We start from the raw sequence: 16,073 nt of genomic DNA, 5'->3' as shown, positions 1-16,073 counted from the left end.
GATCAGAGCAGGTGGCTGCGGCCCCAGCCGTGGGCGAGCCGGTAGGTGGCGAAGGCGCCGGTGGCCAGGCCGATCGCGAGCACGATCAACGCCGGGCGCAGCATCGCTTCGGCGTTGCCCGCCATGGCCGCGCGGATGAGCGACAGCCCCCAGTAACCCGGGGAGAACGGCGCGGCCGCCTGCGCCCACGGCGGCATCAGCGACACCGGCAGCAGCGAGCCGCCCAGCGAGCTGATGGTGATCGCGCCGAGGTCGACCGCGACGATCAGGTCGCCACGGCTGCGGACCACAGTGGACAGTGCGGCGCCCATCGCCAGCAGCATGAAGCCCCACAGGCACATCGCGCCGAACACCAGCCCGGGCGACACCGGGAACGGCATGCCGACGACGAGCCAGCCGTAGACGATGAGCACGCCCTGCTGGATCAGCAGCACGACGAACACCGGGACGGCCTTGCCGATCAGCAGCTCCGCGCGGGCCGCGCGGCTGGCGCGCAGCCGGTCCCAGGTGCGCCACTCGCGTTCGACGAAGATCGCGTTGCCCACGATCGCCATCGCGAACACCGAGAACATCACCAGCTGCCCGGTCACCGCCTCGACCGCGCCGGTGCCCAGCGCCTTCACGTACAGCGGCTGGAACAGCACCATGAAGATCATCGGCGTGATCAGGTAGCTGATCAGCTGCGACGGGTCGCGCAGGCGCAGGATCGCGTTGTAGCGGACGAGGGCGCCGGCCCGGGAGAGGGAGTCAGTGCGCGTCGACATCGGTCACCGCCAGGGAGTGGTAGAGGTCGTCCAGGCTGGGGTTGCGCAGCTCGACGGACTCGACCGGCCGCGTCACCGTGGGCAGCAGCTCCAGCAGCGTGCCGGTCGGGTCGGTGGTCGAGACGGTCAGCTGCTCGTCGGCGGTGCGCACGCGGACCTCGCCGGGCAGGCCCGACAGCAGCTCGTCGGCGCCGCCGCGCGCGATCACCCGGCCTTCGGCGGCCACCGCGATCGTGGCCTGCAGGTCGGTCAGTTCGGTCAGGTAGTGGGTGGTGTAGACCACTGCGGCTCCCTCGCCTGCTCGTTGCTTGACCACGTCGAGCAGCGCCTGACGGGTCTCGGGGTCGGCACCGGCGGTCGGCTCGTCGAGCAGCAGCAGCGCCGGCCGGTGCACCAGCGCCGTCGCGGCCTGCGCCCGCCGCTGCTGGCCACCCGAGAGCAGACCGCAGGTGCGGTTCAGGAAGCCCTCCAGCCGCAGCGCGGCGGTGAGGTCGTCGATGGCCGAGCGCAGCGCGGCCCGGCGCAGGCCGGCCAGGCGGCCGTACAGCTCCAGGTGCTCGCGCACGGTCAGGGGGCGGTAGAGCGCGATGTGCTGCGGGGAGATGCCGATGCGGTCGCGGGCGCGCGTCGGCGATTCGCCGTCGACGAGCACGGTTCCGCTGTCCGGGCGCAGCAGCCCGGACACCATTTCGACGAAGGTGGTCTTGCCGGCGCCGTTGTGGCCGACCAGCCCGACGATCTCACCCGCGGCGACCTCGAGGCTGAAGCCGTCGAGGGCCTGCACTTCGTCATAGCGTTTCCGGAGGTCGATTGCTTGCAACATAGGGATCGCTCCTTGCGATTCACGGCTCTTGGACTGTCGCACGAGGACGGCCGGGGCGGCGCTCCCCCGCGGTGGCAGGAAACTGCCGTCATTCGGTGCCGGCGGGCACCGCGTCGAGCGCCGCGCGCAACGCGACGCGGTCGAACTTGCCGTTGACCGACCGGGGCAGCTTCGACAGCACCTCGACCCGCCGCGGCAGCATGTACGCGGGCAGTTCCTTCGCCAGCGCCCGGGAAATCGCCTCCGGGTCGGCCTCGGGCGCGACCGCCAGCACGATCCGGTGGCCCAGCACCGGGTCCGGCACGCCGAACGCGGCCGCCTCCCCCACCAGGCCCGTCGCGTAGGCGGCCTCCTCGACCTCGGCGGGGCTGACGCGGTAGCCCGAGGTCTTGATCATCTCGTCGGTCCGGCCGACGAAGTAGAGGAACCCGTCCTCGTCGCGGTAGACGGTGTCGCCCGACCACACGGCGATCTCCGGGCGCACCAGACCGTCCGGCCCCGGCACCGGGCGGAAGCGCTCCGCCGTGCGCCCGGGGTCGTTCCAGTAGCCGAGCGCCACGAGCGCGCCGCGGTGCACCAGCTCGCCGTGCTCGCCGGGCAGGCAGGGCGTGCCGTCGGCGCGCAGCACGAGGACTTCGGCGTTGGGGATGGCCTTGCCGATCGAGCCGGGCCGGCGGTCGGCCTCGGCCGGGTCGAGGTAGGTGGAGCGGAAGGCCTCGGTGAGGCCGTACATCAGGAAGGGTTGCGCCGCCGGGAAAATCCGGCGCAGCTTGGCCAGCGTGGCGCGCGGCATGCGGCCGCCGGTGTTGGCGAAGTACCGCAGCCGCGCGGTCGCCTCGGCGGGCCACTCCTGCGTCACCAGCTGCAGCCACAGCGGCGGCACGCAGGTCAGCGCGGTGACGCCGTGGCGGGCGCAGAGCCGCACGATTTCCTTGGGCAGCAGGTAGTTCACGAGCACGACGTGCGCCCCGGCGGCGAACGCCGTGGTGAGCTGGCTGAACCCGGCGTCGAAGCTCAGCGGCAGGGCGGCGAGCACGACGTCGTCGCGGGTGTGGCCGAGGTACTCCGCCACGCTCGCGGCGCCGGCGAGCAGGTTGCGGTGGGACAGCACGACCCCCTTGGGGCCGCCGGTGCTGCCGGAGGTGTACATGATGGCGGCCGGGTCCTGGTCGATCACCGCGCCGGGCACCGTGTCCGGCTCGGCCGCGGTCAGCGCGTCCCACTCGGGCTGCCCGAACACCACGACCGGGGTGCTCCCGGGCACGGCCCCCCGGACCGTCGTCAGCCGCTCGGCGGTCGTGAGCACGACCTTCGGGGTGCAGTCGGTGGCGACGTGGGCGATGTGCCGGCCCTTGAACAGCGGGTTCAGCGGCACCAGCACCGCGCCGGCGGCCGACGCGGCGAACAGCGCGACGACGGTCTCCAGGCGCTTCTCCGCGTACACCGCCACCCGGTCGCCGCGCCGGACGCCGAGCCGGCGCAGCCCGTGGGCGACGCGCGCGACCTGGTCGGCGAGCTCGGCGTAGGTCAGCGTCCGGTCCTTGTAGGTCAGGGCCGGGTCGCCGGGCGCGCCGCGGGTGAGGAGCTGGTCGAGCCGCACCGGGGCGGCCGCCTCAGACATCGGCGGGCTCCGGGGCGACGAACTCCGCGACGGCGGCCCACAGGCTGCCCGCGGTGGCGAAGGTGTCCTCGGTGAGCAGTTCGTCGGGCAGCTCGAAGTCGAAGGTCTCCTCGAGGTCGGTGACGAGCTGCACCACGCCCATCGAGTCGAGCCCGAGCGCGGCGAGGTCGTCGTCCTCGGCGATCCGGTCCCCGAGCGCGTACGGCAGGTGCGCGATCAGGATCTCGAGGAACCCCGGCGGGATGGGGAGTGTGTCAGGCATTTCGTCACCCTGTTTCGCTTTCGGCGGTCAACCGTGTCCCCCCGAGGACACCACCGGCCGGAATCACCCGGCCATCACCGCGCTCTCATCGCGCCACCACCGGGCGAGAGCGGCGTGAGAGCACCCCGAGAAGACCGGCTGCGACGGTGGGAAGTGCCAGAAGCGAGACCTTTGGAGGCACGATGTCGACGGCCACCCTTCCGCCGCTCGGGGCGTTCTCCGTGCCCGAGCCCGACCCCGAAGCCGAGCTGTACCGCTACGCGGCGCGCTGCGGCCGGATCTCGTCCGTGGACACCGCCGCGGCGCACCTCGGCCTGCCCGCCGACACGGTCCACGCGGCCGCGGCCAGGCTCGTCGAGCTGCACCTGCTGCGCGCGGTCGCCGACGGCTTCGTCCCCCGGGAACCCTCGGCGGCCGCGGAGCTCGTCGTGACGCCGCTGGAGCGCGCGATGTACGAGCGCCGCGAAATGGCCGACCGCCTGCGCGAGCGCATCGACGGCATCACCCGCGCCCCGGCCGGCGCCGCGGGCACGCTCGACCGCCTGGAAGGCGTCGCCGAGATCCGCGGCCTGATCAAGCTGGCGGCCGAGGTCTGCCGCGACGAGCTGGTGGTCCTCCACCCCGGCGAGGCGGCCGACGACCTGGTCGACGAGCTGCTGGACGCGTGCTATTCGGTGCTGGGCGACGGCGTCGGCGTCCGGCTGGTCTGTCCGCACCGCAGCCGCGCCGGGTACGCGGCCCGCGCCCGGTTGACGCAGCTCGCGGGCCGCGGCGCGCAGATCCGCACGCTGAGCCGCGTCCCGGAGGCGGCGGTGGTCTTCGACCGGTCCCTGGCGGTGACCCTGGACGTCGCCGACCTGTCCGCCCGCCGCGTCCGCGACCAGGGCATGGTGCGCTTCCTGCTGGGCCTGTTCGACCAGCTGTGGGACGGCGCAACCCCGTTCGCGGCCGAGGACCAGGGCTACAGCGGCGAGATCGCCCACGACATGCAGCAGACGATCGCCCGGCTGATGGCCCAGGGCCTGACGGACGAGGTCGTGGCGCGGCGGCTGGGGATGTCGGTGCGGACCTGCCGGCGGCACATCGCCGCGATGCTGCAGAACCTCGACGCGGTGTCCCGGTTCCAGGCCGGGGTGCAGGCGGCTTCGCGCTTCACACTCGCCTGATGCGCCCACTCCGCCCGTTCCGGTTCCGCTCGCTCCGGCCGCTCCGGCCGCTCCGCCCGCTCCGGTTCCGCGGAGGTCGCGAATGACTCATTCGGGACCTCCCACGTCCCGAATGAGTCATTCGCGACCTTTCGCCGAGCCGAGCCGAGCCGGGCCGAGCCGAGCCGGGCCGAGCCGAGCCGGGTCGAGCCGAGCCGGGCCGGGCCGGGCCGGGCCGGGCCGCCTGAGTCCGGCACCGCCGCCCCGGCCGACGGCACACGAGAAGGGGCCTTCCGCTCACGGAAGGCCCCTTCTCCTTGCCCGCCCTACCATCCGGCCGCCTCGGCGACGACGCCGTAGGTGCGCCGCAGGTCGGTCATCCGGTAGATGCCGGCCTCCGGGATGCGGACGCCGTACCGGTGCTCGATCCGGGCGAGCAGCTCGATCACCACCACCGACGTGACCCCCAGATCGCCCGCGAACGATGCCGCGGCGGCCACTTCGGTCGGGGGGACCGAGAACAGGTCGGCGGCCAGCGCCGCCAGTTCGTCGAAGCGCGCCGGGACCGGAGCGGCCGGAGCGGGCGCCGCCGCGCGGCGGAACGGGCGGGGCGGGCGGGCACACCCCGCCGCCGCGACCGCGACCACCAGGTCGGCCTGGTGGCTCAGCGTCACCACGATCTCCTCCAGGCCGGCTTCTTCCGCGATCTCCGCCGCTCCGCCGCCCAGCGTCACCAACGGCGCTCCCCAGTCGTCGTTGGTGACCTCGATGTCACGCCAGCGCAAGCCCTGGCCGAAGCCACGGCCCAGCATCTTGCACGTGGCCTCCTTGACGGAAAACCGCCCGGCCAGCCGTTCCAGGGACCGTTCGGCACCCATCCGGGCGGCCTGCTCCAGCTCCACCGGGGTGAAGACCAGCGTCCGGTACCGCTGGTGCGCCGCGACCTCCGCGAACCGCGGGATCGACATCAGGTCCACGCCGATTCTCATCCACTCCGCCCCCCGAGCAGGCTCCCTCCGAGCAGATCCACAGTGGCCGCGGGCACCAGCCGCAACGCGGTGACGTCCACCGCGACCAGGGACAACCAGCCCTCGCGCAGCGGCCCGCGCGTGTGCAGCAGGACGCGCTCGCCGTCGGCGACCACCCCCTCGGCCACCGCTGCGCAGAACGCCAGCCACGCGTCGCACGGGCCGCGGCCGGTGAACCGGTGGTCACCGGTCAACGCCGGTTTTCCCTCGCCACAGCCGGAAACAGCCAGCGGGGAGACCCCGCGGCGCACCCGGACGCCGACCGCGGCGAACCGCGGCTGGCCGCAGTCCGCGTCGGCGAACAGCGGCTCGTCGCAGATGACCGCCGTCGCCTCGCTGCCGACCGCCCACTCCAGGAGCCCGAAGACGGCCGTGCCGCCGAGCTCGTCGAGGTGCGAGAGGCCGATGTCCTCGCCCTCCCAGCCGCTGCGGTGCACCAGCCCGGCCAGGGCGGCGACGTTCGGATCGCGCAGCGGCCCGGAACGCACGAAGAACAGCGGCTGCGGCACCGCGGGCGGCCCGAGGGCGGCCAGCACCTGCGCGGTGACGTCGACGTCGTCGTCCTCCGGGATCCGGACCATCAAGCGCGACACCGGAATCCCGGCCGCGGCCAGCCGTTCCGGCGGCACCAGGTCGGCGGCTCCGGGCAACGTCGACAGCGGCACGTACTCCTCGCGCCGGGCGGAGGCGAACGCGATCGTGTCGATCCCGAGGTCAGGCATCGGCGTCTCCCGCCTGGTACCCGCGCGCCACGTGGAGGCGGTGGATGTTGCTGGTGCCCTCCATGAACTCGAACGCGTGCACGTCCCGCGTCCACTTCTCCAGCAGCGGGTGCTCGATCAGGCCGGCCGGGCCCAGTGCGGCGGACGCCCAGTGCGCGGTGCCCACCGCCAGCCCGATCGCGCCGAGCTTCGCGGCGCTGGAGAGGTAGCCGCGCTCGGGGTCGCGGTCGATCCGCGCCGCCGCCTCGTACACCAGCTCGCGGCCCGCTTCGGCGCGGGCGAGGGCGAGCTGGCCGCCGGGGGCGTTCTTGCGGTGCTCCAGCACGTACTCGACCATGGCGAGGGCCGTTCCCACGGCGGACGCGGCGATCCGCACCCGCATGTGGTTGAACGTCGTGATGGCGGCGAAGATCCCCCGCCGCGTCGCCGGCAGGTGGTCGCCGAGCATGCGGCCGGCGGGGATGGCGACGTCCGAAAAGGACAGTCTGCTGATGTAGGCGCCGCGCAGGCCGATCATCTCGAGCTTCTCGCCGTGCCAACCCGGCGCCGGGAGCTCGACCAGCGCCGCGCGGATCGACAGCGCGCCGCGGCCGGTGCGGCCGAACACCACGCCGACGCTGCCGCGGGCGGCGTTGCCGACGTAGCACTTGCCGCCGTGAAGCCGCCAGCCGTCGCCGTCACGCTCGAAGCGGGTCTCCATCGCCGTCGCGTCGTTGCCGCGGCCCTCTTCGGTCATCGCGAAGAACGACCAGCGGCGGCCGCCGTGCATCCGGGTGAAGAACCACTCCTGCTGCTCGGGCGTGCCGAGCAGTTCGACGAACACCCCGGCCAGGCCGGGTGACGGGCAGGCGAGGATCGCGCCGACGTCGCCGCGGGCCAGTTCGATCAGCCCGGCCACGTTCTCCAGGCACGACCCGCGTTCCATCGCGCGCAGCAACGGCGTCGACGGCAGCGACTCGCGGTATTGCGGCGGCGTGTCGGCCTGCCGGACCATCTCGAACACGGGCGAGTTGTAGTGCTCGTCCATCGCGTCCGGGTCGACGTCGATGGCCAGGGCGCGGGACCGCAGGTCGGCGGCCGCCTCCCGGCTCAGGTCGCGGACCGCGCGGACGCGGTCGCTCAGCTCGATCATGCCGGTTCTCCTTCCGGTTCCCGGTCCACCCAGGTGCCGGCCACCAGGGCCGAGACGTAGAGCGACCGCGCGGGTGAGGTGGCGAGGAAGCCGGAGGCGCCGAGGTGCTGGGCCACCCGCCAGCCCAGTTCGTCCAGCTCGCGGTGGACGTCGGCGACGGCGACCGGGTGCCGCTGCGAGCGCACCTGCGCGCGCAGCCGTTCCACCGCGGCCATCACGTCCCCGATCGCGCCGACGATCAGCTGCTTGCGGATCAGCGGTTCGTCGCCGCTGGTGCGGTTCGACAGGTGCTCGACGACGTGGTCGAGCACCGAGCGCAGCACCCCCAGCCGGACCGCGGCCAGGTGCCGGCCGAAGTCGGCCAGCTCGTAGGCGTCGCGCTCTTCGCGGGGACGGCCGGGACAGGCGAGAAAGACGATGTCCTCGCGGTCGGCCAGGCTGTGCGTGCGCACTTCGGCGCCCTCGGGGACGGCGCCGGCGGGCACGGCCGCGTACCGGCCGGGGGCCAGCCGGTCGGCCGGGGTGGCGGGCAGGGCCCGCGCGAGGCCGGCGGCGAGGCCGTCGCTGCGTGCGGTTCGCTCGCATTCGAGCAGGCTGGTGGTCACTTCTCCTCCACGACCTCGACGATCACCGACTGGAAGTAGGCGCCCTGGCCCACGGAGACCAGGGCGCAGCGCTGCCCGGGACGCAGCCGTCCGGCCGCGTCGGCGTGCTGCAGGGCGAGCAGGGAGTCGACCCCGAAGTTGTGGCCGCGCTCGGCGACCAGGTCCAGGGGGATCTTCTCGAACGGGAACCCGGACAGCCCGCTGAACGTGCGCCAGAACATCCGGTTGGACAGGTCCGGCAGCACCCAGTCCACATCGGACAGGGCGAGGCCGGCGTCCCGCGCCGCGGCGCCCACCACGGCCACGGCCTGCTCGCAGCAGACCTTGCCGAAGAGCGTGAACTCCTCCTTGGTCATCCGCAGGCTGCGGTGGAACCGCGTGTCGCGGGTGCTCGCGCCGCCGAGGTAGCGGTAACGGGCGGGCCCGTTCGCCACCACGAGGGCCGCCGCGGTGTCGCCCGCGACGGTGGTGCCCGGGATGTAGCGGCCGCGGTCGCTGGCGCTGCCCTGGTCGCCGCCGAGCACGAGCACCCGGTCGTCCGGGGCCGCGCCGGGCCGGGCCAGGTAACGCCGGGCGAGTTCGACCGAGCGCAGCACCGACGTGCAGTTCACGTGCGACACCCCGAAGAACGGGACGCCGGGCAGGCCGAGCGCGTCGCGCAGCCGGTCCGGGAACTCGCCGCACAGGTCGAGCTCGGCGATGAGCAGGGTGTGGCCGTAGAGCACCAGGCTCGCCGGCCCGCCGCCGAGCGCGGCCCGCCCGGCCTCGGCCAGGTGGTCCGCCATCCGCTCGCCCGGCGCGAGCACCGGGCTGTCGCGCAGGCCGTAGATGCGGCCGAACATGCGCCGCTCCAGCGGTTTGGCGCCCGACCGCACGAGCACGTCGTCGACGGCCTCGACCCGGCCGGGCAGCCGCACGGCGACCCGGGACAGCCCCGTGTCCATCAGTGCCCCCTCCCCAGGTCGCGCGTGTCGACCGCCGAATCACGCGTGTCGACTTCCCAATCACGCGTGTCGGCGTTCTGATCACGCGTGTCGACTCTTCGCTCACGCGCGGAGAGCGGCGGGGAGGCCACGCGACAGCCGCGGAACGGGCCAACCACCGGCGCGAAGTCCGCCGGCCGCACCGGCTCGCGCAACCGCGGGCCCATCAGTGCTCCCTCCCCGGCACGAGCAGGCAGCTGCAGAACGTGCCGCTCGCCGGCTCGAAGTCGGCCAGCAGCACCGGCTCCTCCAGTGGCCACCGACGCGCGAGACCCGCCCACACGCCCGTGCACCACAGGTCCGGCACCGCCTCGACGCGCCCGGCGTACGGCGTGCCCGCGAGCCGCTTGGCGAGGCCCGCTCCGGCCAGCACCGCCACGCCCGGGTGCCGGTACAGCACGTCCGCCAGCGCCAGGGTGGCGCTGTGCGGCCCGGTCCCGCCGAGGCGGACCTCCTCCAGCTCCGTCACCGCGACGTCGCCGGTCGCGCCGGCCTGCAGCAGCACCGCCGCGTCCGGGCGGTGGGTGGCCGGGTGGCCGCTGTCCCACAGGACGGCGTTCTGGTCGTACACCAGCAGTGCCGCCGAGGTCGCCTCGCCGAGCCGGCACAGGCCGTCCAACAGGCGCAGGGCCGTGAACGCCGCACCTGGTCCCGGTCCCGCGACCGAGCACGGTTCCGGGTTCCCGGGCAGGCGTCCGGCGAGGTAGCAGCCGGCGACCTCGGAGTGGTACAGGTCGGGCGAGTGGTAGGCGAGCACCACCGCGTCCAGCGGCGGCAGCGGGCCGCCCGCGTCGGCCAGGAGGGCCTCGGTCATCTCGATGAACCCGTTGCCGGTGCGGGCCAGGAAGTCCTCCTGGTCCGCCGCGGCGCCGAAGGTCTCGACCATGAGCCGCGCCAGCTCGGGGCGCATCCCGAACACCGGCTTGGCGCGCTCGGTGAACACCCGGTGCGTCACGCCGCTCAGGTGCACCCCGGCCGGGCGCGGGGGGACCGCGGCCCGGCCCGGCGGCGCGAGCGTTTGGAGGGACATGGCTCAGACCGCCGCGGCGGCCCTGGCGAAGGCCGACTCGATGTAGTCGGTCAGGCTGCCGACCGTGCGGAAGACCTCCGGGCCGAGTTCGTCCGGGTCGATCTCGAGGCCGATCGTGTCCTCGAGGCTCATCAGCAGCTCGATGACGCTGGTGGAGTCGAGCGCCAGGTCCTCGAACAGGCGCAGCTCCGGGGTGACGCCGCCGATCTCCTTGTTGAGCACGGCGGACAGGGCGATCTCCAGGTGGCTGACGATCTCGGTGCGGTTCATCTCGGCTCACTTCCCATGCTGTCGGTAAGGGGCTGGTGCAGGTGCTGCTTGCGCAGCAGGTCCGCGGGCTCGTCGCGGTCGCGGACCAGGTAGGCCGCACCCCCGCGGACGAGCACCTCGGCGGGGAACCCGCGGCTGAGGAACAGCCCGGGCGAGGCCGACGGCCCGTAGGCGCCGGAGTTCAGGACGCCGACCAGGTCGCCGGCGCGCAGGTCGGGCAGCTTCACCTGCTTGAGCAGGGTGTCGTTGGGCGTGCACAGCGGGCCGGTGACGGTCCACGGGCCCGGCTCGACGGTGTCGTCGGTGTCGTCCCCGGCGTCGCGCGGGGTGAGCAGCACGGCCGGGAAGTTGCGCTTGACGAACGAGCCGATGCCGACGGCCGCCATGTGGTGGTGGGTGCCGCCGTCCGCGATCGCGAACCGCTCCCCCATCGACTCCTTGACGTACCGGACGCCGAGCACGTAGACCCCGGCGCGGCCGGCCAGGAACCGGCCGGACTCCATGATCAGCCGGGTCGCCGGGTGCGCCCGGTGGAACGCCTCCAGCATCGGGTTGATCTCGGCGGCCACGTCGGCGGCTTCGAGGTCGTCCTCGCCTTCGAAGTAGGCGACACCGAGGCCGCCGCCGATGTCGACGGCTTCCAGCCGGATCCCGGTCTCCGCGGCCACCCGCTCGGCCAGGTCGAGGGCGTAGCGCGTGTTCTTGCCGATGACCTCGGCGTCGAGGATGCGCGTGCCCATGTAGACCTGGATGCCGGCGACGTCGGCGTGCCGGTACCCGGCCAGCCGCGGCCCGGCGGCGAGGACCTGGGCCTCGTCGATGCCGAACTGGCGGGGCTTGCCGCCCATGGTGAGCCGGGACCCGCTGATCGCGCAGGTCGGGTTGATCCGCAGCAGCACCCGCTGCTGCCGGCCGAGTTCGGCGCCGAGCCGTTCGATGTCGTCCAGCTCGTCGAAGGACTCGCAAACGATTGCGTACACGCCGGTGTCCAGGCACGCGCGCAGTTCCTCCTGGCTCTTGCCGGGGCCGAGGAAGATGATGTCGTCCGGCCGCGCGCCGGCCTTCAGCACGGTCTGCAGTTCCACGATGGACGAAACCTCGGCCCGCGCGCCGCCGCCGTGCAGGGCGGCGAAGACGCTGATGTTCGGGTTCGCCTTCAGCGAGTAGAACACCTCGATCGCCGGGTGCAGCACCGCGCGCAGGCCGGTGATGGTCGCGTGCAGGACGTCGCCGTCGTAGACGTACAGCGGCGTGCCGAAGCGCGCGGCGAGGTCCGGGTAGTCGATGTCGGTCATGCGTTTTCCCCTGCCATGACGCCGAGACGGCGCTCGGCCTCGGTCCGGACGGCGAGGGCTTCCTCCGGCGAGTCCCCGACGCAGATCGCGTAGAGACGGCCGTGGAAGGAGCCCTCGCCGGTGGCCGCGGCGTTGAGCGTCGCGAAGTTGTTGACCAGCACGCCGGTGTCGCCGGCGCCGGTGAAGAACAGGTCGCCGAGCGCGGTCTCGACCTCGGCGAAAGTGTGCTCGCGCTGCAGCTTGAGCGAGAAGGTGGCCGCGATGGCGTGCCGGCCCTCGGGGATGAACTTCTCGGCGATCCGGCTCTGGTAGGTCGACATGTTGAACCGGGCGTTGATCTCCAGGCACGGGTAGAGCGTGCCGTCCGCGGAGAGCATCGCGTCGACGCCGACCATGCCGAAGAAGCCTTCGTCGTGCAGCGCCCGCCCGATCTTCTCGACGGCTTCGGCCAGTTCCCGGGCCGCGACCGGCGGCAGCTCCACCGGGAAGCGGTGGCCCTGGTGGACGCCGTTCTTCAGCACGGCGGCCTTGACCGTCTCGAACCGGACGCCGCCGGTGCGGGAGACGACGAACTGGTAGTTGAGGTCCTGGGCGTGCTCGATCCAGGACTCGACGACCAGGTTCGCGGGCGCGTCGGCCCCGCGGCGCTCGATCAGGCGCAGCAGGCGGTTCGCGCCCCGCTCGTCCTCGACGACGACCATGCCGCGGCCGGAGACGCCGAGTGACTCCTTGACCACGACCCGGCCGCCGAGCGCCAGCTGTGCGGTGAGGGCCTCGCGCAGCTCGCCGACCGTGTGCACCACCCGGCCGGGCACCTGGCGCAGGCCGAGGGAGTCGACCAGGCCGCGGCTGAACACCTTGCCGTTGACCGCCTTGCAGATCTGGGCGGTCGAGCCGGCCAGCGGCAAGCCACTTTCCTTGGCCAGGGCCTCTTCCGACGCCGAGATGCCCAGCGGCATCAGGTAGGTGTTGCCGTCGGCCAGCTCGCGCAGCCGGGACAGCAGCTCCGGCGAGTCGAGGGCGTCCTCGGTCACCATCGCGTCCGGGTCGTTGTGCTCGGCGATCAGCGTCGAGCCGTCGGCCGCGCCGATCCGGGCGAGGTAGCCCGCGAACGCGGCGTCCATGGGTGCCTTGAGCACCACCAGGTCGCCCTCGCCGGCGAGCAGCGCGCCCATCTCCTCCATGCGGTTGACCGTGGCCCCCGCGAACGAGATGCCGGCGCCGGGCAGTTTCGGCTCGCCCACCGCCCAGCTGCGCTCCACCTCGAAGTTGTTGACGAAGACGAACCGCGCACCGGCGTCGCCGGTGAGGTCCTTCTTCAGCCGTGCCACGAAATTCATCCCTGGTTCCCTTCTCCGATCTCGACGACGGCCGCCGCGAAGGTCGCCCCGAGGCCGGCCGAAGCCAGCAGCACGAGGTCCCCCGGATCGACCCGCCCGTCCGCGCGCGCCGCCGCCAGGTTGATGAACGGGTCGGAGCTGTAGCAGTGGGCGTACTTCCCGACGTTGTCGAGGAACACGCGGTCCCGCGGCACGCCGAGCGCGCCGGTGATCCGTTTCCACGACAGCTTGTTGACGTTGTGCGGCAGGATGGCGGCGATGTCCGCGGGGGCGACCCGGGCGTCGTCGAGGGCGTCCTGCATGACCTGGGCGAGCGCGTCCGGGTAGACGTGCTTGTACTGCAGCTGCAGGGCTTCGTCGCAGTCGATGCCCCGGTAGAACTCGCCGAGCACGGTGAGCGCGCGCCCGAGGACGCGGTCGCCGCGCGGGTCCGGGCCGAGCAGCACCGCGGCGGCGCCGTCGCCCTGGATCGTGGTGTCGCGGATGAGGCGGGCCTCGTGCATCAGCACCTTGTCGCCGGTCAGCACGAGCACGCGGTCGCCGGGGGCCGCGGTGGCCAGGAGCGAGCGGGCGACGTGCAGGGCGTGGATGCCGACCACGCAGTTGAGGTGCGACAGGCTGAACGCGGTCGCGCGGTGCAGCTCCAGCCGCGTCCGCACGTCCTCGAGGAGGCCGGGCGTGGCGACGGCGACGTGCTGCATGGTGTGCGCGTGGACCAGGAACCGGACCGAGTCGCGGTCGGTGCCGGCCAGCACGCGCTCCCCCGCGCCGGCCAGCAGGTCGGCCAGTTCGAGGCCGTCGGCGACGGCGACCCGGTCGAGGCCCAGGAAGCGGGTGAAGAAGCGCAGCTGGGTCGCGTCGAGGCCGAGCGGGCCGGCCAGGTCGGCGACCGGCAGGCTCGTCTCCGGCACGAACGACGCCACCCGCTCCAGGCGGGGTGCTTCGAGCAGGGACATGATTTCCTCCTCTTCGTCCGGCTCAGCCGCGGGCCGGCACGAGCTCGTGCGCGAGCGCGGACAGGGGGCGGGCGGTGGTGAACGGGACGAGCCCGGCCGACCAGCCGCGTTCGTGCAGGGCTTCCACCACGCGGGGCAGGCGCAGCACGCGCCCGCCCGCGCCGGTGTAGCTGCGGGCCGGGTCGACGTCGGCGAGGCCGTTGACCTCGGCGACGACGTCGACGAGCACGCGTTCGGCGGGCGCGGTTCCGGTTCGCCCGGCGTCGGCCGCGGGCCGGGTCCGCCGCGGCGGCGGCGGGGTGAAGCCGATGAGCGCGGCGGCTTCGCTGACGCGCAGGTCGGTGCCGGGGTCGCGGTGGGCCTCGACGAGCCGCGCGTAGCCGCGCAGGAAGTGTTCGACGGCCTCGGCGTCCATCACCGCGTCCAGGGCCTGCAGGGCGAGGGTGATGCCGTCGGCCCATTCGTAGACGCGCAGGTAGCTGTCGGAGCCGGCGAGCGCCCAGTCGGCGGGGGCGGCGTTGACCGCGTACCGGTCGCGTTTGGTGCGGCAGGACCGCGGGGCGTTGTCGAGGAAGTTCAGCTCGGCGACCACACGCCTCCCGTTCCGCGCGCTCTCCTCGTACACGCGGTCGTAAGGCACGTGCGCGTTCGCCATCGCCTCACTCACGCGGACGGCGGACTCCTTGACGACGACCGAGAACCGCGGGTCGCCGCCGAGGTCGGCGAGCACGGGGGTCGGGTAGGACAGGCAGGTGACGGTGCCACCGAAGCCGCTGGCGTCGCGCTGGCTGGTGTACATCCGGTGCGCGACCAGGGTTTCGCCGGTGTAGGCGGCGAGCGTGACGGCATAGGCGGCGAGGTGCACGGCCGAGGGCCACACGTGCTCGCGCGCCGCGATCGCCCGGGCGGCCGACAGCAGCGTCGGGACGGTGTAGGAGGCGCTGTGTGCGGCCTCGGATGCCTTGCGATGCTTGGCGAAGACGTCTTCGGGGAGCTTCCGGATGGTTTCGCGCCAGTGGCTCAGCGCGGGTTCGAGGTCGGCGTCGGTGCGGCTTTCCTCGAAGCGCGCGAGGTCCACCGGCTGGTGCTCCACCGGGTCCAGCACGGCGGGCCGGCCTTCGGTGCGCGCGGCGAGGAGCTCGTCGAGCTCGGCGGCCAGCCGGTCGAGGGCGACGTCGTCGAAGGCGAGGTGGTTGAAGACCAGGTGCAGCCGGACGAGCCGGCCGCCGCCGGTGACGACGCAGGCCCGCATCGGCCACTCGCGGGCCAGGTCGAACGGGGTGCGCGTGAGCCGCGCGATGACGTCCACGGCGTCCTCCGCGGTCGCCTCGACGACCGGCTGCGGCGCCGTCGGCTGCACGAGCTGGCGCGGCCAGGCGTACCCGTCGCCGGCGGTGCCGGTCAGGTCGTAGACGGTGCGCAGGATCTCGTGCCGGCGCACCAGGTGCGTCAGCGCGGCACGGACGGCCGCGACCGTGCAGCCCGCGGGCAGCGGGTAGCTGGTGCCGATGTGCGCCTCGTGCCGCGACCGCGCCGGCACCCGCAAGTACCGCAGCAGGTGGTGGTGCTGTCCCCAGCAGAGGTTCGCGCTCTTCGCCACGTGTCCTCCAACCGTGAATCGTCGTACGCCGATGGTGGGCGGTGCGGGCGGAAATGGTTAGCCCCTCGCGGTGGCACGTTCTCCGTGGCACGAAGATGACACCGGGTGGGTCGGAGTTTTCCTTGACCGGCAACGGTTCGTCGGTGAATCTGGGTGAGCCCCGCCGGAACGCAGGAATTGCGGACCGGATCTGCGGGGGAAATACCGTCAACGGAATGAGGAGAACTCATGTCGAAGGAAGCTTCGAAGGTCGCCAGCAAGGTCGCGTCGAAGGTCGCTTCGAAGGTCGCCAGCAAGGAGGCCTCCAAGGAGGCGTCCAAGGAAGCCTCGAAGGTCGCGTCCAAGGAGGCGTGACGACCCGGCGGGACGGCGACGCGGGTGCGCCGCCGTCCCGCCGATCACGCGGAGCCACCGCGGGCGCGGCACCGTCACCGGCACTGGCCGGACGGGCGGTGCCGTTCCCGCGGCTGCCTCGCCACCGAACACCCACCTCACCG

At 73.2% G+C, this 16,073-nt stretch carries 17 protein-coding genes; 2 read left to right on the top strand and 15 right to left on the bottom strand.

Annotation, left to right across the window (positions count from 1 at the left end):
* Positions 1-2: 2 nt before the first annotated feature.
* From H5965_RS12305 to H5965_RS12290, 4 genes are all read right to left on the bottom strand, one after another.
* Positions 3-764: an ABC transporter permease gene (locus tag H5965_RS12305; RefSeq protein ID WP_310969781.1), complete on the bottom strand. Its 762-nt coding sequence runs from the start codon at positions 762-764 to the stop codon at positions 3-5.
* Positions 748-1,587: an ABC transporter ATP-binding protein gene (locus tag H5965_RS12300; RefSeq protein WP_086848261.1), complete on the bottom strand. Its 840-nt coding sequence runs from the start codon at positions 1,585-1,587 to the stop codon at positions 748-750. Before H5965_RS12300 ends, H5965_RS12305 begins: the two co-directional genes overlap by 17 nt.
* A gap of 88 nt (positions 1,588-1,675) precedes the next feature.
* The gene (locus H5965_RS12295; RefSeq protein ID WP_310969780.1) at positions 1,676-3,208 is read right to left on the bottom strand and encodes an acyl-CoA ligase (AMP-forming), exosortase A system-associated; all 1,533 of its coding nucleotides are present in this window, start codon (positions 3,206-3,208) and stop codon (positions 1,676-1,678) included.
* Entirely contained in the window at positions 3,201-3,470 is a 270-nt protein-coding gene (locus tag H5965_RS12290) for a phosphopantetheine-binding protein (RefSeq protein WP_310969779.1), read from the bottom strand. The genes H5965_RS12295 and H5965_RS12290 overlap by 8 nt, the downstream gene beginning before the upstream one ends.
* 182 nt (positions 3,471-3,652) lie before the next feature.
* Between H5965_RS12290 and H5965_RS12285 the strand changes: the two genes are divergently transcribed.
* Positions 3,653-4,636 carry a LuxR C-terminal-related transcriptional regulator gene (locus H5965_RS12285; protein ID WP_310969778.1) on the top strand — a complete coding sequence of 328 codons (984 nt, stop codon included), beginning with the start codon at positions 3,653-3,655 and terminating at the stop codon, positions 4,634-4,636.
* Between the two features lie 305 nt (positions 4,637-4,941).
* On the opposite strand, the gene acpS is transcribed toward H5965_RS12285, so the two are convergent.
* From acpS to H5965_RS12230, 11 genes are all read right to left on the bottom strand, one after another.
* Complete coding sequence (gene acpS, locus H5965_RS12280; RefSeq protein WP_310969777.1) at positions 4,942-5,604, bottom strand: holo-ACP synthase; 663 nt, start codon at positions 5,602-5,604, stop codon at positions 4,942-4,944.
* Complete coding sequence (locus H5965_RS12275) at positions 5,601-6,365, bottom strand: hypothetical protein (protein WP_310969776.1); 765 nt, start codon at positions 6,363-6,365, stop codon at positions 5,601-5,603. The genes acpS and H5965_RS12275 overlap by 4 nt, the downstream gene beginning before the upstream one ends.
* Entirely contained in the window at positions 6,358-7,497 is a 1,140-nt protein-coding gene (locus H5965_RS12270) for an acyl-CoA dehydrogenase (RefSeq protein WP_310969775.1), read from the bottom strand. The genes H5965_RS12275 and H5965_RS12270 overlap by 8 nt, the downstream gene beginning before the upstream one ends.
* Positions 7,494-8,102, bottom strand: coding sequence for an acyl-CoA dehydrogenase family protein (locus H5965_RS12265; RefSeq protein WP_310969774.1), 609 nt, complete (start codon positions 8,100-8,102; stop codon positions 7,494-7,496). The genes H5965_RS12270 and H5965_RS12265 overlap by 4 nt, the downstream gene beginning before the upstream one ends.
* Positions 8,099-9,046, bottom strand: a complete 948-nt coding sequence (locus H5965_RS12260) for a 3-oxoacyl-[acyl-carrier-protein] synthase III C-terminal domain-containing protein (protein ID WP_310969773.1) — start codon at positions 9,044-9,046, stop codon at positions 8,099-8,101. Before H5965_RS12260 ends, H5965_RS12265 begins: the two co-directional genes overlap by 4 nt.
* 205 nt (positions 9,047-9,251) lie before the next feature.
* The gene (locus H5965_RS12255; RefSeq protein WP_310969772.1) at positions 9,252-10,115 is read right to left on the bottom strand and encodes a hypothetical protein; all 864 of its coding nucleotides are present in this window, start codon (positions 10,113-10,115) and stop codon (positions 9,252-9,254) included.
* Positions 10,116-10,118: 3 nt separating this feature from the next.
* The gene (locus tag H5965_RS12250; protein WP_310969771.1) at positions 10,119-10,385 is read right to left on the bottom strand and encodes an acyl carrier protein; all 267 of its coding nucleotides are present in this window, start codon (positions 10,383-10,385) and stop codon (positions 10,119-10,121) included.
* Entirely contained in the window at positions 10,382-11,680 is a 1,299-nt protein-coding gene (locus tag H5965_RS12245) for a type III PLP-dependent enzyme (protein ID WP_310969770.1), read from the bottom strand. The genes H5965_RS12250 and H5965_RS12245 overlap by 4 nt, the downstream gene beginning before the upstream one ends.
* Positions 11,677-13,020, bottom strand: coding sequence for an ATP-grasp domain-containing protein (locus tag H5965_RS12240; RefSeq protein ID WP_310969769.1), 1,344 nt, complete (start codon positions 13,018-13,020; stop codon positions 11,677-11,679). The genes H5965_RS12245 and H5965_RS12240 overlap by 4 nt, the downstream gene beginning before the upstream one ends.
* Positions 13,017-13,976, bottom strand: a complete 960-nt coding sequence (locus H5965_RS12235) for a ketoacyl-ACP synthase III family protein (protein ID WP_310969768.1) — start codon at positions 13,974-13,976, stop codon at positions 13,017-13,019. The genes H5965_RS12240 and H5965_RS12235 overlap by 4 nt, the downstream gene beginning before the upstream one ends.
* Positions 13,977-13,998: 22 nt before the next feature.
* Positions 13,999-15,576 carry a condensation domain-containing protein gene (locus H5965_RS12230; protein WP_310969767.1) on the bottom strand — a complete coding sequence of 526 codons (1,578 nt, stop codon included), beginning with the start codon at positions 15,574-15,576 and terminating at the stop codon, positions 13,999-14,001.
* Positions 15,577-15,804: 228 nt separating this feature from the next.
* Between H5965_RS12230 and H5965_RS12225 the strand changes: the two genes are divergently transcribed.
* Entirely contained in the window at positions 15,805-15,930 is a 126-nt protein-coding gene (locus H5965_RS12225) for a hypothetical protein (RefSeq protein WP_310969766.1), read from the top strand.
* Positions 15,931-16,073 lie beyond the last annotated feature (143 nt).

Source organism: Amycolatopsis sp. 505 (assembly GCF_031625235.1).
Lineage (GTDB): Bacteria > Actinomycetota > Actinomycetes > Mycobacteriales > Pseudonocardiaceae > Amycolatopsis.
The sequence above is the reverse complement of the archived record's forward strand: the minus strand, read 5'-3'. Positions and strand labels throughout refer to the sequence as shown.